Source organism: Mesorhizobium sp. LjNodule214, assembly GCF_964252735.1.
GTDB lineage: Bacteria > Pseudomonadota > Alphaproteobacteria > Rhizobiales > Rhizobiaceae > Mesorhizobium.
Genome location: NZ_CAXUPE020000004.1, coordinates 333576 through 357416 on the forward strand (window position 1 = coordinate 333576; position 23841 = coordinate 357416).

19 protein-coding genes and 1 pseudogene are annotated in these 23841 nt (G+C 61.5%); 7 read left to right on the top strand and 13 right to left on the bottom strand.

The features are described 5' to 3' along the window. Positions 1-89: 89 nt before the first annotated feature. Positions 90-281, top strand: coding sequence for a hypothetical protein (locus tag ACSQ3Z_RS33190; RefSeq protein ID WP_010913541.1), 192 nt, complete (start codon positions 90-92; stop codon positions 279-281). 446 nt (positions 282-727) lie between these two features. Here the strand turns inward: ACSQ3Z_RS33190 and panD are convergent, their stop codons facing one another. The 10 genes from panD to ACSQ3Z_RS33240 all read right to left on the bottom strand — a co-directional run bounded on the left by panD (position 728) and on the right by ACSQ3Z_RS33240 (position 11167). Then, a complete protein-coding gene (gene panD, locus ACSQ3Z_RS33195) occupies positions 728-1180 on the bottom strand; it encodes an aspartate 1-decarboxylase (protein WP_436175387.1) in 453 nt (150 codons plus the stop codon). Between the two features lie 58 nt (positions 1181-1238). Further along, on the bottom strand, positions 1239-2222 hold the full coding sequence (locus tag ACSQ3Z_RS33200; RefSeq protein WP_436175388.1) for a beta-ketoacyl-ACP synthase III: 984 nt from the start codon (positions 2220-2222) through the stop codon (positions 1239-1241). Next, positions 2219-3484: an adenosylmethionine--8-amino-7-oxononanoate transaminase gene (locus ACSQ3Z_RS33205; RefSeq protein WP_436175389.1), complete on the bottom strand. Its 1266-nt coding sequence runs from the start codon at positions 3482-3484 to the stop codon at positions 2219-2221. The genes ACSQ3Z_RS33200 and ACSQ3Z_RS33205 overlap by 4 nt, the downstream gene beginning before the upstream one ends. Further along, positions 3484-4119, bottom strand: a complete 636-nt coding sequence (gene bioD / locus ACSQ3Z_RS33210; protein WP_027033152.1) for a dethiobiotin synthase — start codon at positions 4117-4119, stop codon at positions 3484-3486. Before bioD ends, ACSQ3Z_RS33205 begins: the two co-directional genes overlap by 1 nt. Continuing rightward, positions 4116-5255 (bottom strand): 8-amino-7-oxononanoate synthase, encoded by a 1140-nt coding sequence (locus ACSQ3Z_RS33215; RefSeq protein WP_436175390.1) that lies wholly within the window; start codon positions 5253-5255, stop codon positions 4116-4118. Before ACSQ3Z_RS33215 ends, bioD begins: the two co-directional genes overlap by 4 nt. Next, positions 5252-6247 carry a biotin synthase BioB gene (gene bioB / locus ACSQ3Z_RS33220; protein WP_436175391.1) on the bottom strand — a complete coding sequence of 332 codons (996 nt, stop codon included), beginning with the start codon at positions 6245-6247 and terminating at the stop codon, positions 5252-5254. Before bioB ends, ACSQ3Z_RS33215 begins: the two co-directional genes overlap by 4 nt. 503 nt (positions 6248-6750) lie before the next feature. Continuing rightward, the gene (nadC, locus tag ACSQ3Z_RS33225) at positions 6751-7632 is read right to left on the bottom strand and encodes a carboxylating nicotinate-nucleotide diphosphorylase (protein WP_436175392.1); all 882 of its coding nucleotides are present in this window, start codon (positions 7630-7632) and stop codon (positions 6751-6753) included. 1 nt (position 7633) lies between these two features. Beyond that, positions 7634-9175, bottom strand: coding sequence for an L-aspartate oxidase (locus tag ACSQ3Z_RS33230; protein WP_436175393.1), 1542 nt, complete (start codon positions 9173-9175; stop codon positions 7634-7636). Further along, positions 9172-10146 (bottom strand): quinolinate synthase NadA, encoded by a 975-nt coding sequence (nadA, locus tag ACSQ3Z_RS33235; RefSeq protein WP_436175394.1) that lies wholly within the window; start codon positions 10144-10146, stop codon positions 9172-9174. Before nadA ends, ACSQ3Z_RS33230 begins: the two co-directional genes overlap by 4 nt. Before the next feature lie 64 nt (positions 10147-10210). Then, the gene (locus ACSQ3Z_RS33240; protein WP_107652857.1) at positions 10211-11167 is read right to left on the bottom strand and encodes an NUDIX hydrolase; all 957 of its coding nucleotides are present in this window, start codon (positions 11165-11167) and stop codon (positions 10211-10213) included. A 178-nt stretch (positions 11168-11345) separates the two neighbouring features. On the opposite strand from ACSQ3Z_RS33240, the gene panB reads away from it, so the two are divergent. The 3 genes from panB (at position 11346) to ACSQ3Z_RS33255 (ending at position 14028) form a co-directional block, all read left to right on the top strand. After that, the gene (panB, locus tag ACSQ3Z_RS33245) at positions 11346-12191 is read left to right on the top strand and encodes a 3-methyl-2-oxobutanoate hydroxymethyltransferase (RefSeq protein ID WP_069091030.1); all 846 of its coding nucleotides are present in this window, start codon (positions 11346-11348) and stop codon (positions 12189-12191) included. Further along, positions 12188-12298 carry a pantoate--beta-alanine ligase gene (locus tag ACSQ3Z_RS33250; RefSeq protein ID WP_340163197.1) on the top strand — a complete coding sequence of 37 codons (111 nt, stop codon included), beginning with the start codon at positions 12188-12190 and terminating at the stop codon, positions 12296-12298. Before panB ends, ACSQ3Z_RS33250 begins: the two co-directional genes overlap by 4 nt. A 1214-nt stretch (positions 12299-13512) precedes the next feature. After that, on the top strand, positions 13513-14028 hold the full coding sequence (locus ACSQ3Z_RS33255) for a hypothetical protein (RefSeq protein ID WP_436175395.1): 516 nt from the start codon (positions 13513-13515) through the stop codon (positions 14026-14028). A gap of 184 nt (positions 14029-14212) precedes the next feature. Here the strand turns inward: ACSQ3Z_RS33255 and nifA are convergent, their stop codons facing one another. From nifA to ACSQ3Z_RS33270, 3 genes are all read right to left on the bottom strand, one after another. Further along, positions 14213-16039 carry a nif-specific transcriptional activator NifA gene (gene nifA, locus ACSQ3Z_RS33260; RefSeq protein WP_436175396.1) on the bottom strand — a complete coding sequence of 609 codons (1827 nt, stop codon included), beginning with the start codon at positions 16037-16039 and terminating at the stop codon, positions 14213-14215. Between the two features lie 546 nt (positions 16040-16585). Beyond that, the gene (locus ACSQ3Z_RS33265; protein ID WP_010913552.1) at positions 16586-17617 is read right to left on the bottom strand and encodes a LacI family DNA-binding transcriptional regulator; all 1032 of its coding nucleotides are present in this window, start codon (positions 17615-17617) and stop codon (positions 16586-16588) included. 315 nt (positions 17618-17932) lie between these two features. Continuing rightward, on the bottom strand, positions 17933-19366 hold the full coding sequence (locus tag ACSQ3Z_RS33270) for a dicarboxylate/amino acid:cation symporter (RefSeq protein ID WP_096453579.1): 1434 nt from the start codon (positions 19364-19366) through the stop codon (positions 17933-17935). 351 nt (positions 19367-19717) lie between these two features. On the opposite strand from ACSQ3Z_RS33270, the gene ACSQ3Z_RS33275 reads away from it, so the two are divergent. The 3 genes and pseudogenes from ACSQ3Z_RS33275 to ACSQ3Z_RS33285 form a co-directional block, all read left to right on the top strand. After that, complete coding sequence (locus ACSQ3Z_RS33275; RefSeq protein ID WP_436175397.1) at positions 19718-21493, top strand: sensor histidine kinase; 1776 nt, start codon at positions 19718-19720, stop codon at positions 21491-21493. After that, positions 21490-22857, top strand: coding sequence for a sigma-54-dependent transcriptional regulator (locus tag ACSQ3Z_RS33280; RefSeq protein WP_436175398.1), 1368 nt, complete (start codon positions 21490-21492; stop codon positions 22855-22857). The genes ACSQ3Z_RS33275 and ACSQ3Z_RS33280 overlap by 4 nt, the downstream gene beginning before the upstream one ends. A gap of 77 nt (positions 22858-22934) precedes the next feature. After that, positions 22935-23455, top strand: a pseudogene (locus tag ACSQ3Z_RS33285) (IS3 family transposase); the annotation flags it as partial. Positions 23456-23841: the final 386 nt, after the last annotated feature.

Consider the following 23841-nt stretch of genomic DNA (forward strand, 5'->3'; position numbering starts at 1 on the left):
GGCTTGACGTTACGTAAGGTCCTATGTTTTCCGATGTGCGGGAACGACTTCCAGTCTCAGCCCAAGGGCGACGAAAATGAGGGGCAGCAATGGTGGCTGGCGAACCTAATGACGTGCGCGTCAAGCGTTGTGGTGGGGGATGGGTTGTTCATATTGTCGAGGACGGCAAACTGACAGTTCTTCGGTTCAAGACACAGTTTCCCGCCGAAAATTACGCCGATGGCCAACGAGCCAGGCTCGGTCTTGCTGCCAAGCCACCGATCGACGAACCTGATATGTAACGCGATCAGGCGTCGGATGGCTGGTGAGCCTTGGCGCCGGCGGGAAACACTTTGCCGAAGGCCCACCTCAATGCTGCTTGCGGCCGTTCGGCTAGCCATATTCGCGATGATGGTTGGCACCGCTGCCGATGCGGAAGACGGTAGCCTGCTTGATCGACCCGGCGGCAAAGATCATGAAAAGCCAGGTCGTCAAGGACCCGGCCGCGGCGCTTGAGAAAGCAGCAAGAATTTGCAAGCCGCCACCGCAAGTAACCTGAGACAAGGGTCAGACATGCAAACCGCTGTTCGCCGATCAGCAGCTGCGAGACATTGCGCCATCCCACGAAGGCCCACGGTGCCCAAGGCGTAGTGGGCATCAGCCTTTCGAAGCTGAGCATCAGCAACTTCGTCGAGCCTTAGACCAGACGCTCTTCAGTGCCGAGGCTCGCACATCTGTGGAGCGCGGCTCACGCCCCGGAGACCAGGGCAGGAATGACCAAAGGCTCATCCGCCTCGTCAAGAATGGCGAAACTGTAACGGCCGTCTGTGTCAATATCGACGGAGTAGCTCAGGCGGTCGAGTATGTGGTTATCCTGGTCGAACGTGACGATGCGCGGCTTCAGCGAAGTGATATGCGCTTCGTCCAGGTAGATGGAGTTGCAGACGATAATCGGGTCGTCGGGCTGACAGGTGCGAGCCGCCGCTCCGTTGAGGATGCAGCACCGTGAGCCGCGCTCGCCGAGGATGACATAGGTCGAAATCCGCGCACCGGAATTCTTGTTCCATATCTCCACGAATTCCATCGGCAGGATCCCGGCTGCCTCGCAGTGGTCGGGGTCGAGCGTTATCGAACCATGGTAGTTGAGGTTCGCTTCGGTGACGTAGATGCCGTGCAGCTTGCCGGCGACTAGTTTTCGCATTGGTCGTTGTCCCTGTATTCATCGTTCAAGGTCAGTCTTGGCAGTTCGGTTCGCGCGGCTAAATTCCAACGACGAGCGCACCGCCGCTAAGACCCGCACCCGCGGCCGCCAGAAGAACCTTCTCCCCCGGCCGGAACGGCGCCGCCCGATGGGCGAGCGACAGCGAGAGCGGGATCGTCGCGGCGGAAGAGTTGCCATACTCGGCGATCGTCTTGACGATCGCTTCATCGGCGATGCCGAGGTTTCGCCCGACCGCATCGAAAATGCGGGCATTGGCCTGGTGCGGTACGAACCGATCGATGTCCTGCGGCCGCATCCGGGCCGCCGCGAGTGCGTCCTGCGAGCAGGCAGTCATCATCTCAACCGCCTTGGCGAACACTTCGCGGCCGTCGGTGATCGTCATGCGGGTCTGCTCGAGATCGAGGTCGCCATGGAACGGGGTGTTGCTTCCGCCGGCGGGAATCTGGATCAACCCATAGCGCGATCCGTCGGAATCCACCGAAGCGCCGAGAATGCCCCGGTCCGGGTCGTCGCACGGACCAATCACCATGGCGCCGGCGGCGTCGGCAAACAGCACGGCGCTGGCGCGCTCGGCCGGGTTGATGCGGCGGCTGAGGATGTTGGCGGCAATGACAAGGCTCGCCTTGCCGTGCAGGCGGGTGAACCCGTCGGCGAACATCAGCGCATAGATGAAGCCGGCGCAGGCGCCGGTCAGGTCGATCGAGCCCGCACGCCCAAGCCCAAGCCGATGGGCGACCAGGGGTGCGCTCGGGGGCAGGAGGTGATCGGGCGTCGAGGTGGCGAGCAACAAAAGACCGATGTCGCCACGGTCGACGCCGGCGCTCGCCAGCGCCATGTCGCCGGCTTGCGCGGCAAGGCCCGACAGCGTGTCTTCGTCGGTTGCCCAGAAGCGCGAGCGAATGCCGGTGCGCCGCTCGATCCAGCCGGGTTCAAGCCCGAGACGGTCTTCAATTTCCGGGTTCTCGACCTTGCGCGACGGCGCATGATGACCAAACCCGAGGACGCGCGACGATCGGCTCATGGCTTTGTGCCGAAGCGTTCGCCGGCCTCCTCGATGGCGTCATGGAGCCCGTCCAATTCCTCGCCGGTGATGCAATAGGGCGGCAGAAGATAGAGGACATTGCCGAGCGGGCGCACTAGCAGGCCGCGCTCGAGGAAGAAGGCGCGGAGCTTCGGCCCGATCTCGGCCAGATAGCCGGCTGAGCCGGTGCGCAGATCGAGTGCCGCGATCGTGCCGGTGGCTCGGCAGGCGGTGAAATATGGATTGTCCCGGAAGCGTTGCAGCCCGGCGGCCTGCTTCGCGCTCAAGGTCGCGATCCGTTCGGCCACCGGCTCGTCGCGCCAGATCTCGACATTGGCAAGTGCTGCCGCGCAGGCAATCGGATTGGCGGTGTAGGAACTCGAGTGGAAGAACGTCTTCGTGCGGTCCTCGGAATAATGGGCCTGGAAGATGGCATCGGTGGCAAGTGTGGCGGCCAGCGGGATGGCACCGCCGGTCAAGCCCTTCGAGGTGCACAGGATATCAGGAGATATGGACGCCTGCTCGCAGGCGAACATGGTCCCGGTGCGCCCCCAGCCGGTCATCACCTCGTCGGCGATCAGCAGAGTGCCGGAGGTTTCTGCGATCTTCTTCAATTCGGTGAGAACCGAGGCCGGATACATCAGCATGCCGCCGGCGCCAAGCACGAGCGGCTCGACGATCAGCGCGGCCGCGCGCCGGTCACGGCTGACGGCCTCGAAACGATCCAGCGTTTCCTGCTCGCGCCCGGCGGCCGGGAAGGGGATTGTGTCGACCTCGAACAGCAAGGGCTCGTAGGCGGCGTTGAACACGCCTCGGGCGCCGACGCTCATCGTGCCGATGGTGTCGCCATGATAGCTGTGCTCCATGACGACGATGCGCGAGCGCGGCGCGCCGATGTTGCGGAAATAGCCGAGCGCCATCTTCAGCGCGACTTCGACTGAGGTCGAGCCGCTGTCGGAATAAAACACCCAGTCGAGACCGGTGGGAGCGAGCCCGACAAGCGCCCTGGCCAAGCGTTCGGCTGGCTCGTGGGTGAAGCCCGCGAAGATGATCTGGTCGAGGCTCGACGCGGTCGTCTCGATGGCCCTGATGATGCGGGGATGGCGGTGGCCATGCGTGACGACCCACCAGGACGAAATGGCGTCCAGGATACGTGTGCCGTCAGCCTTGTAGAGGTAGGCGCCTTCCGTCCTGACGATTTCAGGGATAGCCGGCTCGAGCGCGTGCTGGGTGAACGGATGCCAGACTTGAGACTGCGACATCACTCGCCTCCTGCGATCGCTGCGAGGTCGAAGCCGGCAACCATCGCTTCCCTCAGCGTCTCACTCGTCAGCGGATCGAGCAGCGGCAGCCTGCCAAGCTGGCGTATGCCGCTAAATTCCACGATTGTCCTTTGCGTATCGGCCACTTCATCGCCGATGAAGGCGATGCCGACGAGCGGGATCGAGCGAGCCCGCAGGGCCTCGATCGACAACAAGGTGTGATTGATGGTGCCGAGCTTGGTACGGGCGCACAGGATGACCGGCACCCGCCACTGAGCGAATATGTCGATGAACTTGGTCCGCCGGTTGAGCGGCACCATCAGTCCCCCGGCACCTTCGATGACGATCGGACCCGGCAAGTCCGGAAGCGAGAGCCTTGCCACGTCTATCGCGACGCCATCGAGTTCGGCCGAACGATGCGGCGACAGCGGCTCCTTCAGGCGATACACTTCCGGCAGCACGCGCCCCGGCGGAAGGCCGGCAAGCCGCGCAACAACCTCGCTGTCGGTCTCGCCGTCGAGGCCCGACTGCACCGGCTTCCAGTAGAAGCCGTTGAGGAAGCCGGCCAATCCCGCCGAAAACACCGTCTTGCCGATTCCGGTATCTGTTCCGGTGATGACGATGCGCTTGGTCATGTCGAGGCCAGCACCTCGACGAGCGCCTCGACCATGGCGGAAATGTCGGCTTCGTCGACGCTGAGCGTCAGCGAAATGCGCAGTCGCGATGTGCCCTCGGGTACGGTCGGCGGACGAATGCCGCGTATGTCGAAGCCGCGCGTCTGCAGCGCCGCCGCCACCGCCATGGTGCGCCTGTTGTCGCCGATGACAAAGGGCTGGATCTGCGAGCCGCTGGGCTTCACGCCGCAGCGCTCGGCCAATTGGCGGCCCGCGAAGGCTACGCGCTCCTGCAGCTGGACACGGCGTTGGGGCTCGTCGGACAGCATGGCCAGCGCTTCGCGCACTGCCACCGCCATCAGAGGCGACGGCGCGGTGGCGTAGATGAATGGCCGGCAGCGGTTGACGAGATAGTCGCATAGCGTTGCCGGCCCGGTGACGAGTGCGCCGGACGCGCCGAGCGCCTTGCCGCATGTGTGAAGTGCGACAATGTTGTCGCGGCCCTCGAAAGCGGCGGCCAGCCCGCGGCCGTCCGGTCCCCAGATGCCGGTGGCATGCGCCTCGTCGACGACGAGGAATGCCTCGTGCCGATCGGCAAGCGCGATAAGGCGCGCCATCGGGGCGCGGTCGCCATCCATGCTGTAGAGGCTTTCGACCGCGATCCAGATGCGGCCCATGCCGCCTTCGGCGCGCCAGCGGGTGATCGCATCCTCGACAGCATCGATGTCGTTATGCGCGGCGAGCTTGAACTCGGCGCGGCCAGCGCGGGCCCCCTCATGCATGCTGGCATGAGCAAGCTCGTCGAGGATCAAGAGGTCGCCCTTTTGCGGCAGCGTCGTCAGCAGAGCGAAGTTGGCGATATAGCCGCTGCCGAAGAACAGCGCGCGTTCGGCGCCGAAGAACGCCGCGGCGTCTGCCTCCAGGGCCTCGTGCTCCGGTGAGTTGCCCCTTAACAACCGCGATCCGGTCGCGCCGACCGGCGTCCCCCGCGCAATCGCCGCCGCCACCGCTTCGCCGAGTCTTTTGGAGGCGGCAAGCCCGAGATAGTCGTTCGACGAGAAGTCGAGCCCTTCGCGCGGTGCAAGTGTGCGCAGCCGGTCCTTGCGCGCCAGTCCGCGCAAGGACGCGTCATACCGGGCAAGAAGTGCCTCGTTCATTGCGTGCCGATTTCCATCGGCTCGATGCCGAGACGCTGGAACAGCAGAGTATCCTTGTCTTCGCCGGGATTGTCCGCCGTCAGCAGTGTGTCGCCGACGAAGATCGAGTTGGCGCCGGCAAAAAAGCACAGCGCCTGCATTTCGTCGGTCATGGCGGTGCGGCCAGCCGAAAGCCGGACATGCGATTTCGGCATCATGATCCGCGCCAGCGCGATGACGCGCACGAATTCGATCGGCTCGATGGGTTCAGCCTCGGCAAGCGGGGTGCCCTCGATCGGGATGAGCATGTTGATCGGCACGCTTTCCGGGTGCTCCGGCAGATTGGCCAGCGTCACCAGCATGTCGATCCGGTCCACCGGCTCTTCGCCCATGCCGACGATGCCGCCGCAGCAGACCTTGATGCCGCTGTCGCGGACATTGGCCAGCGTGTCCAGCCGGTCGGCAAATGTCCGGGTCGAGATGATCTCTGAGTAATAGCGCTCGGAGGTGTCGATGTTGTGGTTGTAGTAGTCGAGACCGGCCTGTTTCAGACGAGCGGCCTGCTCAAGATCGAGCATGCCGAGCGTCATGCAGGTCTCCATGCCGAGTGCCTTGACACCCTCGACCATCGCCACCACCGCGTCCATGTCGCGCGCCTTCGGGTTTCGCCAGGCCGCGCCCATGCAATAGCGGGTGGCGCCGGCATCGCGTGCCTTGGTCGCCTCGGCGATGACGCGCCGGACCTCCATCAGCTTCGACGCCTTCAACCCGCTTTCGTGATGTGCCGATTGGCCGCAATAGCCGCAATCCTCCGGGCATCCGCCGGTCTTGATGCTGAGAAGCCGGCTCAGCTGGACCTTGTTGGGATCGAAATTCTGCCGGTGAACGGTCTGCGCCTGAAACAAAAGGTCGTTGAATGGCGCGTCGTGGAGCGCTTGGGCTTCCGCTCGCGTCCAAGGGGGAAGCGCCCAACCGATTGGATCCGAGGTCAGGTCTGGGCTGAGTTCGTTCATAAGGTCTTGTTCTCCATAATCTTCCGTCCTTGACCTGGAGCGTTGCAGTGGATGCTGAAGACAAGGCGCATGCCAGCGGGAAGTCTTCTATCGAAACGCGACTGGTGGCGCTCTTGAGCGGACTCTCCAACTGCTGCCCGCAGGCTCAACTCACGTCATCCGTGGGGATTACGGTTTCCGTTATTTTACTCTGAGCACAGGAATGCTCCTTTCTGATCGCGTCGCAGGATTCGGTGAAGGCGACGTCCAGGAGATAACTCAGAAGTTCCAGCCCGTGAGAGGCCGCCAACTGGCGCATCTCGTCGAGTCGGCAGATGATGACGCCAAGGACTGCGACGCGGCTTTCTGTGCCTTGCTGGTCCGTCCCTCCCGCCTCCGTTGTTGAAGCGTGTCGCCTGGCGCCGAGAAGGCTTGCGTCGGCTGTTGGTGGAACCGGGGACGTGCTGACGCAGGTTAGCCTGCGACCAAAGGAGTTCCTGCGATCCCGGTTCATGTCCTCTCCATCAGTTCAGATGCCTGTTGCAATTTCGGTCGGCCGGCATGTCGAGACCAATGTCGAGAATGGGCGCGCTGTGGGTAAGCCAGCCGACCGATATGAGGTCGACGCCGGTCGCCGCAATTGCCGGGGCACTCGCCCGCGTTACCCGGCCCGAAGCCTCGGTGATCGCGCGGCCACCGACCATAGCCACAGCCTGCGCAAGGTCCTCGACCGACATGTTGTCGAGGAGCACGGCGTCGACGCCCGCTGTAAGCGCGATCTCCAACTGGTCCAGCCTGTCGACCTCGACCTCGATCTTGACCATGTGACCGATGGCGCTGCGCGCCCGCTCGATTGCGGTGCGGATATCGCCGGCAATGGCGATGTGGTTGTCCTTGATCAGCACGGCGTCGTCAAGCGCGAAGCGGTGATTGGCACCGCCGCCCGCTCGTACCGCATACTTTTCCAGGACACGCAGGCCGGGCGTCGTTTTGCGTGTGCACACGATTTTTGCGTTATGGCCCCTCACCGCGTTTACGAGCGTAGCCGTTGCCGTCGCGATGCCGCTGAGTTTGCATAAGAAATTGAGCGCCGTCCGCTCCGCCGTCAGCAGGCTGCGCGCCGGCCCGGTTACGATCGCGATGGTCTGGCCGGCCGAAACCTTGCCGCCCTCAGGACACCGGAGCTGGATGCTGATCCCGGGATCGACCAGCAGGAAGGCAAACATGACCAAGTCGAGCCCGGCAACAACGCCTGCCTGCCGGGCATTCAACGCCAGCGTCGCTTTGCAATCGGCGGGGATGATCGCATCGCTCGTGATGTCGCCGGCTCTGCCCAGGTCTTCAAGCAGGGCAGAACGCACGATGGGCTCCATGATGATCTGGGGAAGTGGTGCAAGTGAAGTCATGTCAACGGCTCCGTTCGGATGCTTGCCATCTGAGCGTGACGGCATTCTCAAAAGCTGTGCAGAGCGTCAATCGTGAGGGGAGGGCGGCGGCATCGCGCCCGGGGAAATCGGATCGAAAGTGGGAGCCGCGGCTCTCCTCGCGCCGAAGGGCGGCGATCGCCATCAACAATGCCACCAAGGCCGGGTCGGCCGCGGCCGTCTCGCAAACAGAGATCGGCAGCAGTGTCGCGACCGTGTCGCACAATGATTTCCCATTCCGAACAATGCCAAGCGCATTGGACACAATCGTGCGAATAGGTGAAGGGTCGGGCCGGATGGGAACAGTTGCCGGAAGCCTAGGCCACTGCCAACCCGCAGAGGTACCCGCGACGCTTTCAGCCACCCAGGCGGCGGTTGCAACCGCTTCGGTCAGCGAGTTGCTGGCAAGCCGGTTGGCGCCATGCAATCCTGTGCATGCGACTTCGCCACAGGCCCACAGGCCGCTAACGGAAGTTCGCCCCTCGGCGTCAACGGCCACGCCGCCCATGTGATAGTGAGCAGCGGGCCGTACGGGAATGGGTTCCACCGCCGGATCGATGCCGGCATGCTTGCAAATAGCGTCGATTGCCGGAAAGCGTCTTGCGAATTTCTTCCCGAGACAATGTCGGGCATCGAGATAGACGCCATGCCCGGCTGCGAGCTGATCGGAGATCGCCCGCGCGACCACATCGCGCGATGCGAGTTCTGCCCCGGGCGTGTCTGCCAGGAAGCGATGGCCGTGCTCATCGATCAGCACCGCGCCTTCGCCACGCACTGCTTCGCTGACAAGCGGCATTGGCCGGCGCGCAATGTCGAGGGCCGTCGGGTGGAATTGCACGAATTCGAGATCGGCTAGTTCCGCTCCAGCACAGGCTGCAAGCGCCAGGCCGTGCCCGAATGAGGAGAGCGGATTGGTTGTATCGCAAAACAGGCCGCCTATACCACCGGTCGCCAGCACCACGCGGCGTGTGGGCAATGCGAACACGGCGCCATGCAGGACAGTCAGCAAGCCAACAATGCTGCCCTCTGCGACAACCAAGCGAAGCGCTGTCATGCCTTCCATGATCGTGATCGAACGGGTTCGCCGCGCCACGCCGAGTAGCGCCCGAAACAACTCGCGGCCGGTTGCGTCGCCGGCGGCGTGCACGATGCGGCGACGCGAATGCGCCGCTTCCAGGCCCAGCTGCAGCCTCCCGTCTAGCGAGCGGTCGAAAGGAGCACCAAGACGAATGAGATTCTCGACGGCTTGAGGTGCGCTCTCCACCACCCGCCTGGCCATTTGTTCGTCGCAAAGCCCATCGCCGGCAGCAAGCGTATCGGCGAGGTGCAGGTCGGGGCTGTCGTCCTCCCCCAGACTCGCTGCGAGCCCGCCCTGGGCTAGAATGCTCGAGGCTTCGGTTCCGAGCGAGGTCCTTGACAGAAGGACGACTGGTTGCGGCGCCAAGTGTAGCGCCGTCATGAGCCCGGCGATACCAGCGCCGATGATGACCGGCGCTCCGCCAATGTGATGGATGTCCGCCGTCATACAAAGAGCATGCGTTCCACAGCCCAGCGGGCCCGTTCAGCGACATGAGGATCGATCGTGACGACGTGGCGGTTCTCCTCGAGCGCGGTCCGGATGTTGGCGAGCGTGATGCGCTTCATATGCGGGCACAGATTGCATGGGCGCACGAAATCTACTTCCGGATGCTCGACCGCGACGTTGTCGCTCATGGAACATTCCGTCATCAGCACCACACGCGCCGGCCTATGCCGCGCGACATAGTCGGACATCGCCGCCGTCGAGCCGGCGAAGTCGGCTTCCGCGACCACTTCAGGCGGACATTCGGGATGGGCAAGTACACTGATGCCGGGATGGGCCTCACGCAGCTCGCGGATGTCGGCCGCGGTGAAGCGTTCGTGCACCTCGCAGCGCCCCTTCCAGGCAATGATCTCGACCTTGGTCTGCGCCGCGATGTTCTTCGCCAGATATTCATCGGGCAGCATGATCACACGCGGCGCGCCGAGCGATTTCACCACCGCGAGCGCATTGCCCGAGGTGCAGCAGATGTCGGATTCAGCCTTCACCGCGGCGGAGGTGTTGACGTAGGTCACCACTGGAACGCTCGGATAACGCTGCCGCATCAGGCGCACGTCTTCGGCGGTGATCGACTCGGCCAGCGAACAGCCGGCGCCGAGATCCGGGATGAGCACGGTCTTGTCCGGATTGAGGAGCTTGGCGGTCTCGGCCATAAAATGCACGCCCGCGAGCACGATGATTTCGGCATCGACCGTCATCGCCTTGCGGGCCAGCGCCAGGCTGTCCCCGACGATGTCAGCCACGCAGTGAAAAATCTCCGGCGTCTGGTAGTTATGCGCCAGAATGACCGCGTTGCGCTGTCGCTTCAGTTCCAGGATCGCGTCGATGTCCTCGACGAAGAGCGGCCACTCGATCGGTGGGATAACGCGCCGAACGCGGTCGTATAGTGAGGCGCTCGAAGGCAGGACGGCGCTCATCGAGCCTCCAGTTATAGTCAACGCGATTATAAGGCCTATATAATCGTTGTGACTATAAGTGGTGTCAAGCCCGTGCGAGCGGCAATTTTGTGCCGGCCACAGGCCTCTCGTCTAGAATGGCATGGTGGAAGCGGTAGAGCTGCGCCGGCCGGCCGCCGGTCTCGGCGGTCGTCGCCCCGGTCTTCTCAACCAGCTCCTGCTGCTCTATGAGCCGGCGAAAGTTCGGCTTGTTGATAAGCCTGCCGGAGAGCGCCTCCACGGTTCGTTGTAGCTGTAAGAGCGTGAAGAGCGGCGGCATCAGTTCGAACACAACAGGCCGGTATTTGATCTTGGAGCGCAGCCGCGCAATAGCCGTTGCCAGAATGCGGCGATGATCGGCGCTCATCGATCTGCCCGGCACCGGAGCGAGGATGGCCGAATCTCCGCCGCGTTTTGCTTCCTCCACCAGGGCGGCTTCATACAGCAGCTCGTAGCGCTGCAGCGTGAGCTCTTCGTTCCATGCCCGGTCGTCCAAGCCAAAGGCGACCGCCGCTCGCCGCCGGCGATCGAAGCGCGTCGCGGCGTCATCCGCGCCGTCCGCCCATTCGATAAGGCGCGGCCACAATTCTTCCAGCATCGGGGGCCTGCCGGAGCGATGATCCTCCCAGGGGAAATAGTCGTACCAGCTGGCCCAGCTGCGCCTGCCCGAGGCGCCCGCATCTTCTTCGCGGGTGAGTGCGAGATAGCTGATCGAGATCACGCGCTCGTTGGCGCCGATCCGATCGCGATCGGCGAAGGTGTAGAGCTGCTCGATATAACCGAGAGGCTGACCGGTCTGCAGTTCCACCCATGCTCGGAGGCCCGATTGGAGCGAACGATGAGCGAGCTCAAACGGGCCCGAGGGAAGGGCGGCCCCCTCTTCGATGGTTAGAACACAAGGTCCAGCGTCGTTCACGGCAACGACGACTGCGATGAGGTCCGCGTTGACGTCGTTGGTCTTGCCTATGACTCTGCCTTTCCTTGGTCCCTTTGCCTGATCCATAGTTCCTGACCTACTTGGCAGAGCTCCGCCTGTCTAAACCGATTTAGTTCTGTTCTTTATCATACCACCCGTCGCGTCAACACCACGCGCTCTGGCGATTTTACCTCTTCGCACCTCGACAAAAATATGCCAAACGCGACACTGGCCGTGGGTGACGCTGGGTGAGGAGAGACGTGGATTGAGCGCCGCTGGTGTCGTCAAGGCGATCACGCCGCCGAACATCCGTGCGCGAAAGGGCAGCACGCCGCTGGTCTGCCTGACGGCCTACACCACGCCGGTCGCAAGGTTGGTTGACGGCCACTGCGACATCGTTCTTGTCGGCGACAGCGTCGGCATGGTTCTCCACGGCCTTCCCTCCACGCTCAGTGTCACGCTCGATATGATGATCATGCACGCCAAGGCGGTTCGGCGGGGAATGGAGCGGGCGCTGCTGGTTGTCGACATGCCGTTCGGCTCGTACGAGGAAAGCCTAGAGCAGGCCTTCCGCAATTCCGCGCGCCTTATGGCGGAGACCGGATGCGCTGCGGTCAAGCTCGAGGGCGGCGCGACGATCGCCGAGACGATCCGCTTCCTCACAGCGCGCGGAATCCCGGTCATGGCGCATGTCGGCCTGACGCCGCAGGCGGTCAACCTGTTTGGCGGATATCGCGTGCAGGGCAGGGGCGAGGATGCCGAGCGCATTTGGCGCGATGCTCTTGCGGTCAGCGAGGCTGGCGCCTTTTCCGTCGTACTGGAAAAAGTGCCCGAACCGCTCGCCCGACGCATCACCGAGGAAATCCCAATCCCGACGATCGGCATCGGCGCCTCGGCGGCCTGCGACGGGCAGATCCTGGTCGTCGACGACATGCTGGGCCTGTTCGGCGACTTCCGCCCGAAATTCGTCAAGCGCTATGTCGAACTGGGAGAGGCCGCTTCGGCAGCGATCGAGGCCTACGCGTGCGACGTGAAGGAGCGCCGGTTTCCGGCGGCCGAACATGTCTTCGGCGATGAACCGAAAGCCATCAAAGGAGGAGAAGCGACATGAGCACACCGATCGTCCGGACCGCCACCGAGTCGCGCAAATCCGTGGCGGCATGGCGAAGGCAGGGCATGAAAGTCGCGGTCGTGTCAACCATGGGCGCCCTTGCATGAAGGGCCATCTCAGCTTGGTGCGCGCCGCACTTCAGGCGCCGACCGGGTGATCCTTACCCTCTTCGCGAACCAGAAGCAGTTGAACGACCGCCGCCGACGTTGCCGCCTACCCACCCACGGAGCATGAGGACGCTGCCAAGCTGCTAGGCGCCGGATGCTTTACGCGCCGCACGAGAGATGTATCTCGAGTGGTTGCCACCGCGGTCTCGGTGAGCGGGGCGAGCGAAGGCTGTGCGTCGCGTTCGGCCCCGGCCATTTCGACGGCGTGGCGCGATTGGTGACGAAGCTCTTTTCCAGGCCGCTGCTGGTCCGGCCTTCTTGGCGAGAAGGATTTCCAGCAGTTGAAACTCGTGCGCCGTCCTGCCCGCTTTCTCGAGATCATCGCCTTTCCGAAAAGGCGCGAAGCACATGGATGGGCGATCGCAATTCTCAGCTGCCGGCCGAGCAGCGCGTGGCGGTCCCCCAAAGCGAAATACTGTTAAAGCGGCCGAGAGGCTGGCCAAGGCACTGCGACAGGCGACGCCATCCTAGCCGCCGGCTACAGAGAAGTTGAATATCTCGGACTACGGGCCGACGATGATCCCGATCTGCTTTTACGGACCAGCCGACCGAGCTGCAACTACAGCATGTCCTGTGATGATGACTCGATGGTCATGTGACCGTTGCTTTTGTGCTGATTCAAAATCCTTCAACGGAGGTGAGCAGTCGGTGCGGATCAGCCAAAGCGCCTTGAGCGTCTGCCTTCGCGGGTCCGGCGAAGCTTGTGTTGATGGACGAGACCGACCTCTCATGCGACGCAGAATGACGGCGAGCGCGCGGGCAACAGCAACAAGGGCCGGAGGCATACTGCGCAGTTGGCGACGTTCATGCCCCACGCTCTGAGGCCCGACCCTATCTTGCTGAGCACGAGCAGCGAATAAGCCACCTCGGAGAGCCGTGCTGGCCAGTTGGTCACTGCATCGGCCCAATGGCCCTTTGGCTACAAGCTGGCGGTCCTGCGCGGGCATCGCCAACATCCTCGTCCAGCGGTTTCGCGCGTCGAATGTCGCCAAGTGCAGGCCGCCGCGGTCCCGCCCGTCACTGAAGGCAGCAGGGCGAAGAGCACGTGAAAAAACATCCATCCGGCAAATGCATTCATAACGGCAAACGATTACCGCAATGGCTCGGTGAGCGGTATAGTAAGTGCTTCGTCGCGGGGGCATCGGGAGACTGCAATGAGAAAGCTTGTCCTGCAGCTAAAACAGTTTCTTAGGGGTCAACCAACTCCCGAAGCAATCGAAAATGAGCGGGACGATGTGAGCGTGGGACCTGACCGCAGCGACAGAACCGACGCTTGTCGAGGCGGCTCTCAATCTTTAGCCCGCGAGGCCGATCACCGACCCTACGGCGACAAGGCATGGCACGAACTCTCCGGTGACAGAAGCCGCGACAAACCGCACGTTTTTGGGCAGGACAATAACATGCTCTGCGGATCCGGCGAACAAGGCAGCAAGGATTACCTGACCGCGGGCGTTGACTCACGTTTCCAGGATCCGACGAACGATTTCGATCCGAGATTAGGGTGGAGGCCGCACGTCATCGCTCTCGTTGATATCGAACGCAATAGCTTCATCTTTCAGACGGTGGGGTACTACAGGGACGGTTCTGGCGCGAACTCCGTCGACAACGCCGGCGCACTGCCCGGCTACCCGGCGAACTGGTTTTACACAGGCGAATCCTCATTGCACTAGTTCGCAGAGCCGATCGACAGGACCGACAGAGCGACCATAACGGCGGGCCGTTCTTGGCGCCGATAGGGGGCTGGACCGCCTCGCGGAGGTCCGTGCCGAATGAACCAACCCTTGATTTGACCCAGCTATTCGCCTCGCTCGCTCTGTCGCGCGGCCCCCACATATCGAAAGTTCGACAGCCCGTTCAGAGACACTTGATCTCGATACCGTATTTCCTCAGCGCGTAGCCAATCTGGCGCGGCGTCAATCCAAGCAGGCGCGCTGCCTTTGCCTGTACCCAGCCGGATCTTTCCATCGTCGCGATGAGACGCTCGCGATCGGTCAGCTTCCCGTCGCTCACGAGGCCTATCCGATCAGGCGCTGGCAGTGCCTGCTCGCTGTCAACAGGCGGGGTCGCAACGGCGGGCGATGCAAAGGCACCAGATGATTTCATGGCCGGGTTTAGTGGCGATGGTGCGATCGCCTCGAATTTCGGCGAAGTCTCCGTAGACGCGTGCTTCCATAACATCGCGGAAAGGCATCGGCCGTGTGAGCAGTCAAAGTCGCTTCTGACGATTGACGTTCCCGCTGCGAGGGTCGCTGTCCGCTGCACGCAATTTTCAAGCTCGCGGACATTTCCGGGAAAAGCACAGTTCATCAGCACTTCAGTCGCACTCGCATCGAAGACCATCATACGGCCGTTCTCGTTGTTGAAATTCTTGAGAAACTCAGCGGCAAGGAGCGGAATATCACCGCGCCTTTCGCGCAATGGCGGCACCAGCAAGGGAACAACGCTGATGCGATAATAAAGGTCGGCGCGAAACTCGTTCCTTGCAACAGCGTCTTCCAGGTTCCTGTTCGTAGCGGCAATCACGCGAACGTCGACCTTAATCGTCTGGTTGCTGCCGACGCGTTCGAATTCCTGCTCCTGCAGCACGCGCAGCAGCTTTGCCTGGAACGAGGCCGAAATCTCGCCGATCTCGTCCAGAAACAGGGTTCCCTTGTCAGCGAGCTCAAAGCGCCCCTTGCGCGAGTTGAATGCACTGGTAAAGGCACCCTTTTCGTGACCGAACAGTTCGGATTCCAGGACTGTCTCAGGGAGCGCTGCGCAATTGAGCTTGATGAACGGCCGTTTGGCGCGCCCCGACAGCTCGTGAACGGCCTTGGCGACCAGCTCCTTGCCGGTCCCGGATTCCCCGCGCAGCAAAACGGTGCTGTTGGACCTGGCTGCTAACGCGACCTTCTCAAGCAGCCCGCGAAGCGCCGGGCTGTCGCCAATGATCCCCTTGAGATGAGCCCTTTTGCCCTCATGCCCAGGCTGCCTGAGCTCGCCGAATTGCTTTTGCATCCGGATTTTCTCGGCCATCAGTCGCTCGCGGTCGGAGGCGAACAGGCGATGCAGCTTCACTGTCTGCCCAACCAGATTGGCGATTATGGTGAGGAGGCGCAGGTCGTATTCGAGGAGGGAACCTGATTTGTTGTCGAGGATGCGGTCGATGGTCAACGTGCCCACGACGTTCGCATCGACGCGAATGGGTACGCCGATGAACGACACTTCCATGGTTTCGGACGCCCCGAGCACGTCCTTGTCGGTGGCGTTGAAGGCCGGTTCCAACGCTATGTTCTCGGCCACCAGTGCCATGCCCGTCGTCATGATCTGGTCGATCGCCCCCCGTGGCAGATGCTTCCGGCAGCGCTCATCACTGCCTTCGCTCCAGCCGGCCCCGACGGTCATGTCTGGTATGCCGGACCTGTCGCTGAGCGAGATGATGCCGTGCCGCACCTGCACCAACGATGGCAGGAGGTCGAGGACGTTGGCCAACGTGGCTTCGAGCCCAGAGGCGGCGGCGGGTGCTTTCGATGCTTCGAAGATGTCTGACGCCCTCTCGTGCAACTGCACACTAGGGGCCACGTGATTCGTCTCGGACTTTGAATTAGGACTTTTCATTTTTGGAAGCGATATGCAGCGTGACGAGATCTGCCTGGCACTTTGCTCGGAGTTGCGAGCATCGTGTTGCATGTGATCATCCATCTCGCGCCATGAAATCGATGCCCGAGGCAAGTGCGCCTATTGTCCAGCGCGTGGATGTCCTTGGCGAATCGCATTCGTCGGCGTTTTCGCTCCGCAGGCCGCTGCACAATCGACGAGTTTGCTCGCCTCGCCCTTGCACGCGGGGATTCATTGAAACACGAAAAGGCGTTGATGAAGATAGTCGTGACGATTGATCCGTTAGCAAGACGGACGTCTGCAGCCGGCTTTTCGCGCGCAATGAAATTGCCATTGAGATGATAGCTAATGTCGATGCCAGTCAGGCCCGGGCCGCGAGCAAGTGCGGCCCTGGCAAGATGGGGCGGCGTCATGCGGTCGATCGCAAAGCGGAGCGATGCTTGACGCATAGCTTTCCTCTCTCTTCATGAAGTGCGGGTCGTCGTTCTCGGCTGACTGGCTTCCGCCGCGCAGCAATCATTCGTTGTTAAACGAGACCGGAATGAGGCAGGTGAGTCAATCAAACTCCCGCTGTTTTTCTTTCATGAATGAAAGGAAATTAGGCTCTCATGATAGTATTTTATCAGTTTTTCAGATGTTTTCCGGCAGATAGATCTCAAACGGCAGAAAAGTCTGCCCAAGCGTCTCCGAAGTGCCGACCTTGATGGCCTGGGCCATCAGCGTCATCAGTTCCTGGCAAAGCAGGCGCTGGGGCGTGGCGACCGACATCGTGATCATGCCATCTGCGAGTGCAGCCCGTGACTCCGGCGTGATCTCGTTAACGATCGCGACGAGACCCCGGCTTTCGCCTTCTTCACGGAGCGCGGAGATCGCTCCCTCCATACCTCCGCCGGCCACATAGAAGCCGGTGAGTTCGGGTTCCCGTTGCATGAGATCCAGCGTGGCCTCGTAGGTGATCTGCCGTGCCTCAAGGTTCACGAGCGGATCGAGCAGCTCGAATGCCGGTGCATTCTCACGGAAATAGGAGCGAAAGCCGACCTCCCGCAGCTCCTGCCCCTGAAAACGGTGGCTGCCGACAAAAACCGCCACCTTGCCCGGCCGTCTTGCGACCTTTGAAAGCATCCACGCTGTCGTCCTCCCGACTTTGCGGTTGTCGAGGCCGATATAACCCTCACGAACACCTTCGGCGAAATCGGAAAGCAGCGAGAAAACAGGGATGCCTTTTGCCTTGAGTTCTTGGACGGCTGCCGTGATCGCCGGATGGTCCGGCGCCACCATGGCGATCGCGTGGCAGCGCGCTCCGAATTCCTTGAGTAATGGAATAAGGTCGCATGGCATGTGCGACGGCGCGAATTCGATGAGCGAAGTGCCATGGAAGCACTTCGCCGCGTTGACCGCCGCTTCGACCTCACGCGCGAAGCCCTGGTAGAAGTGGTGAGTCGGTTTTCTCAAGATGAAGCCAAGCCGATATTGCGGCAGGTCCGGCTGCAGGCGCTGCTTGATAAGACCTGCGGCGTGATATCCGATGGCCTGTGCCGCCGCTAAGACCCGCTGCGCAGTCTCCTTCCGCACCGGATGACGGGCATTCAGAACTCGGTCAACGGTGGCAACACTAACCCCGGCTTCCCGGGCGATATCAGCAATTATGGGTCGCTTCGCCATTGTTCGAGTCTGATTAAACGACATCAAGAGTCCCGGCAAAGGTCGATTCAGTAAAATCTGTCATTCGTGCATTGATCCTGTTCGCTACCGAATTCTTGTCGTGGCATGGTGCGAGGTAGAAGCCGAGACGTAGAGCGTGGGCGAATTGTTCAGCCGTGCCGACGGCTCCGATCGAGCTCCACGCCCGGTTCCACGAACCGTCGCAAACTTCGGAGGCATTAAGCGCATCATCGATGGCTTGTGTGTCGTGACCGGTGCAAGACCTTCGCAAGGCGCAGATGATTTTGCACCCACTGCATTTCGGGATTCTTGATTTCATCGGCCCGCGAGAGTTTGTTTGGAACCCGCGGCCCGATCGTCCGGCGTTTGGGACCAGCCAGGCGATTCAACCGGCAGCGATGCTGCCGAGTTGCTCGGCGCGGGCGTTATCAGTGGCTGGCCGGTTGATGTCTCGGCAGGCTGGTGGCCGCAGAATGCAGCTTTCAATTGCGCCTGATCCAGTTCGCCTTCCCAGCGGGCGACGACGAGCGATGCCACCGCGTTACCGACCAAATTCGTCAGTGCCCTGCATTCCGACATGAAGCGATCGACGCCAAGGATCAGCGCCATTCCAGCAACGGGAACTGCCGGCACTACGGAGAGCGTAGCGGCCAACGTGACGAAGCCGGCACCTGTGACACCTGCTGCACCCTTGGAGGAAAGCATCGCGACGAGCAGCAGCAGGACCTGATCGCCAACTGACAAATCCGTATTCGTCGCCTGCGCGATGAAAAGGGCCGCGAGGGTCATGTAGATATTGGTGCCATCCAGATTGAAGGAATATCCGGTCGGGATAACCAGGCCCACGACCGAGCGCTTGGCGCCGGCCTTTTCCATTTTCTCCATGAGAGAGGGCAGCGCAGCCTCGGAGGAGGACGTTCCGAGGACCAGCAGCAGCTCTTCCTTTATGTAGCGGATAAGAGAAAAGATCGAGAAGCCATTGTAGCGACAGACTGCACCGAGAACCCCGAATACGAAGAGGAAGGCCGTGAGATAGAAGGTCCCGACCAGCATGGCAAGGTTGGCTACCGAACCGATGCCATATTTGCCAATCGTGAAGGCCATTGCTCCGAAAGCACCGATCGGCGCCGCTTTCATCAGGATGCCGACCAATTTGAAAACGGGTGCAGTGAGGTCCTGAAGGAAGGAAAGAACCGATTTGCCCGATTCTCCGACCATCGCCAGCGCGATGCCGAAGAGGACGGAGAAGAACAACACCTGTAGAATGTCGCCTTCCACAAAGGCGCCGACAATCGTGGTCGGGATCATGTTCATGAGGAAGCCGGTCACGGACTGCTCATGGGCCTTTGAGGCATAGCCATTGACGGCTTGGACGTCGAGCGAGGTCAGATCGATGTTGAGGCCGGCGCCAGGCTGAATGACATTGCCGACGATGAGGCCGACGATAAGCGCGAGCGTCGAGAAGGTGAAGAAATAGACCATCGCCTTGCCGGCAACACGGCCGACCTTCTGAAGATCGCTCATGCCGGCAATTCCAGTCGACACGGTCAGAAAGATAACGGGCGCGATGATCATCTTGACGAGCTTGATGAAGGCATCGCCGAGCGGCTTCAGGTTTTCTCCGATTTGCGGATAAAAATGGCCAACCGCGACTCCGAGCAGGATTGCGACAAGCACCTGCACGTAAGGCTTGGCAAAAAGGGTCTTGCGGGGTGCGCGCTTTACGCTTGGAGCCAGTGGGGTCAACATGTAAGTTTTCTCTCCCTGACCGGTTTGGGGCGGGCTGTTCCTCCCCGCGGCTTCTCCCATCGCGGCGCCCCGGTCGAACGCTGCTGCGTTGTTGACCGCAATAGCCGTGCCAAGCCAAGAGAGCGCGGAAATCGCCGGAGCCTCAGGTATCTTCAACAAATCGCGCAGCAAGATTGTGCGGTTTTCCGCACGGATCGCCTTCCCTTCTGGCGGAACCCCGCACTATGGTTCGTCAATGATCGGTTTTAAGAATACGATGGCAGAAGAAGAAGACATGGGTAATGGCGCCTTCCAGCGCGCCCCATTGGTCTTCCCTGGTAGATCCGGCGGTCGATCTCTCTGGCTTGTGGTTTGCTTGCAATTCTTGGTGCGGCGCTCTGTTTCGTCGTCTTTGCAACGGGACGCATCGCCGGCACCAGAGCAGAGTATGCCCTACGCGACCGTGCTCTTGCCGCGTTCCCGCTTGCAGCCGACAGTTTGAAAGGAGAGATCGAGAAGCAGCGAATGATTCCGCTGGTTCTGGCACGCGACGGTGCCGTTCAGGAGATGCTTCGCAGTCCGAGCACTGCCAACGAAGCCGCGCTTGATGAGAAGCTTCGCGCCATCGCGCGCGACGCCGGCTCTTCTATACTCTACATCATTAATCCTGAGGGCGTTGCGGTCGCTGCGAGCAACGCCGGCGAGCCGACCAGTTTCGTCGGCAGCGATTACCGCTTTCGCCACTACTTCACCGAGGCGATGGCGGATGGCGCGGCTATGCAATATGCGCTCGGCACGGTTAGCGCGCGCCCTGGTCTCTATCTGTCGAGCCGGGTCGATGGGCCGGAGGGACCGCTCGGTGTGGTTGTGGTGAAGGTGGAGCTCGACCGCGTCGAGTCGCGTTGGCTGGAGAGCGGCTTCGTGGTCTTCACGACCGATGAGCGAGGCGTGGTTCTTGCCACGAGCGTGCCCCAATGGCGTTTTGGCGCTCTCTCACCGCTTTCCGCAAAGGAGAAGCAAACCGCTCGCGATCGTCTGCAGCTACTGGGCGTGACTTTCGAGCCGGTGCCGCTTTCCCGCCGCGGCGACAACCTGGTCACCGCAACTCCTGAGAGTCGATCAGCCGGTTTCGTTGCGGTTTCGCAGGATCTCGGCAAAGCAGTTCCGGGCTGGCGCATGTCGTTGCTCATCCCCGCCGACACCGAGATCTCCTCGGCGGTCATGACAGCCCGCGTGACAACGCTGCTTGCCCTCGTTCTCGTTGGATTCGTCATTTTCATCATTGTTCGACGGCGGCGGGCGGCCCGGCAGCGGCAAGAAGTGCTTGTGTTGCTGAATGCGGAACTGGAGCATCGCGTCGAACTGCGCACGGCGGAGCTCCAGAGCTCGAACGCAGCGCTCGCCGGTGAGATCGCCGAGCGAGAGAACGCTGAAGCAAGAGTGCGTCGCCTGCGCGACGAACTCGCCCAGGCGAACCGCTTGTCAATCCTGGGACAGATAACTGCCGGGGTCGCCCACGAGATCAACCAGCCGGTCGCCGCAATCCGCACCTATGCTGAAAATGCCGCGCGTCTTCTAGGGATCGGCCGGTCGCAAGACACCGCCGAGAATCTGACCTCGATCGTCGCCATGACCGGCAGGATCGGCACGATCACTGAAACGCTAAGGTCCTTTTCCCGCCGCGCCAGCGGATCGATGGGACCGATACTGGCGGACGACGCGATCGACGGCGCTCTGTCGCTTCTTTCAGGCCGAATTCGCGATTCCGGGGTGACGATTGAACGGAAGCGGATCGATCCGTCTCCAATTGTCATGGCAAGCCGCATGCGACTGGAGCAGATACTCGTCAACCTTCTCCAGAACGCGCTTGACGCTCTGAAGGATCAACCGGAGCCCCGCGTCGAGATAGCGCTCGCCGAAAACGGGGAAATGGTCGCTATTTCCCTTCGGGACAACGGCCCCGGCCTTGCCCCCGACATTCGCAGGAGCCTCTTCATGCCGTTCGTTACCAACAAGGAAAAGGGTCTCGGTCTTGGCCTGGTCATTTCGCAAGAGATCGCACGCGAGCTCGGCGGCTCGTTGCGGCATGATGATGCCGGCCACGGGAGAGGGACTTCCTTCACGGTCGAGCTGAGGCGAGCGGCATGAGTGCTGAATCAGGACCGGTCATTTTTATTGACGATGACGAGGATGTGCTTCGCGCAGCCACGCAGATGCTGAAGCTTGCCTCGTTCTCACCGAGCGTGTTCGGTTCGGCCGAGGCCGCACTCGCCAGAATCGACGGGAACTTCGATGGCCCTGTCGTGAGTGACATCCGTATGCCCGGGCTGAACGGACTTCAGCTCTTCGAGCGAGTGAAGGCGATCGACCCGGAAATTCCGGTTGTCCTGATCACCGGGCATGCCGACGTCGAGCTGGCCGTTGCCGCCATCAAGGATGGCGCCTACGATTTCATCTCGAAGCCATATGCGAACGACCGGCTTCTCGTGACGCTGCATCGCGCTTCGGAAAAACGGCGCCTGGTCCTGGAAAACAGACGTCTTAGGGATGCGGTTGTCCGATCTGCGGGCGATATCCCGCTGATCGGGGAGGCACCGACCATGATTCGATTGCGCGAAACTCTCCGCCAGATCGCCGATACCGATGTGGATGTCCTTGTGGAAGGCGAGACGGGCACGGGCAAGGAAGTGGTCGCGGATCTGCTTCACCGCTGGAGCAGACGACGCGCGAAGCCCTTCGTTGCCCTGAATTGTGGAGCGCTGCCCGAAAGCGTCATCGATAGCGAACTTTTCGGGCACGAGGCAGGCGCCTTTACTGGCGCGCAGAGGCGCAGGACCGGTCGCATCGAGCATTCGAACGGAGGGACGCTCTTCCTCGACGAAATCGAGTCGATGCCGCCAGCACTCCAGGTGAAGCTTCTGAGGGTGCTTGAGACCCGGCAGATCACGCCGCTTGGCACGAACGAAACCCGCAGCATCGACCTTCGTGTCGTGTCGGCTACCAAGGCCGATCTCGGCGATCCGGCCGCCCGCGGAGATTTCCGGGAAGACCTTTATTTCCGGCTGAATGTGGTGACGCTCCGCATCCCGCCGCTTCGCGAAAGGCGCGAAGACATCCCGATGCTCTTTGGGCATTTCCTGGAACGCGCCTCCAAACGCTTCAGCAGGCCAGTGCCGGACATAAGCGCTGGCGTGCGCGATCGCCTCGTGAGCCACAATTGGCCCGGCAATGTCCGTGAACTCGTGCATTTCGCCGATCGCGTTGCATTGGGACTTGAAAGGCTAGGCACGCCCATTGCATCAGGTCGAAAGGAACAAGCGGTATCAAGCCTCCACTTGTCCGAGAAGGTCAGCCTTTATGAGGCGACTGTCATCCGCGATGCCTTGCAGGAATGCGGCGGCGACGTGAGGCGCACGATCGAAGTCCTGGGAGTTCCCCGCAAGACCTTCTACGACAAGCTGAAACGACATGGGATAGACACGGCCGATTATCGAAAAACCGCCATTGGCTGAAGCCTTCTTGCTTGCATGTCGCGGAAAAGAAATTTCGCCATTCTCGTCCCACTCAAAGGACGCACTATGGGCTAGGTGAAGCGAGCCTGAGGTCGCTTTCGGAGCGCTATGGCATCAACCCCAAGACGGTCGCGAAGTGGAGAAGCGGAATTCGACCGCCGATCTGTCCACCGGCTCCAGGGAGCCGACAGTTCTGTCTGTCGAGGAAAACCGTTGTTGTGGCCTTCCGCCGCAACAGGCTGCTGCCGCTCGACGATTGCCTCTACGCGTTGCAGCCGACGTCCCGCATCTGACGCGCTCCCACCGCTGTCTGCAGGCAAGCATCGGCCGATTGCCAGATGTCGACGGCGACAGCCGGCGAGAAGAGTCGAGAGAATGAACCGGACCATCAAGACGCAACCGTCAAGCGCTTCCACTACGACGATCGCGACCAACTGCGTCGGCATCTTGCCGACTTCGTCGCGGCCTACAATTTCGGCCGCAAGCTGAAGACCCTCAAGGGCCTCACGCCCTGCGAGTTCATCTGGAAGGCATGGGCTTCCCAGCCCGAGCGTTCACTTTCAATCCGCTCCAGCAAATGCCGGGACTAAACATTTAGCAAATGGCGGATGAGGTGCACGATGCAAGTTAGCACGTCGCCTGGGGAAAGGTGCGCCGATCGCGTCCCTCTTGGCCAACCAGTTCCAGCTTGCCGTCTTACCAGGACCCCGCCAATCTCGTTGCGTTGTTGTTTAGCGTTGCAACAGATCCTTCAAAGAAATTCATGGAATCGTTGCGAGCGCAAATCGCTGTCAATGGTACGCTCATCACAACTTTCGAGATCAGTGGCGGCAGAAATCTGGTGTCGTTTTATGTTCCGCCGCCAAACAGCATTTGCGAAGAGCGCGAAATGACAAAGCCAGCAGGACGAGGGTACCAGCCATGCGCACATCGATTACACCCAAGTCGCCCGCGATACGAAGACGGACAGAGCCGACGACTTGC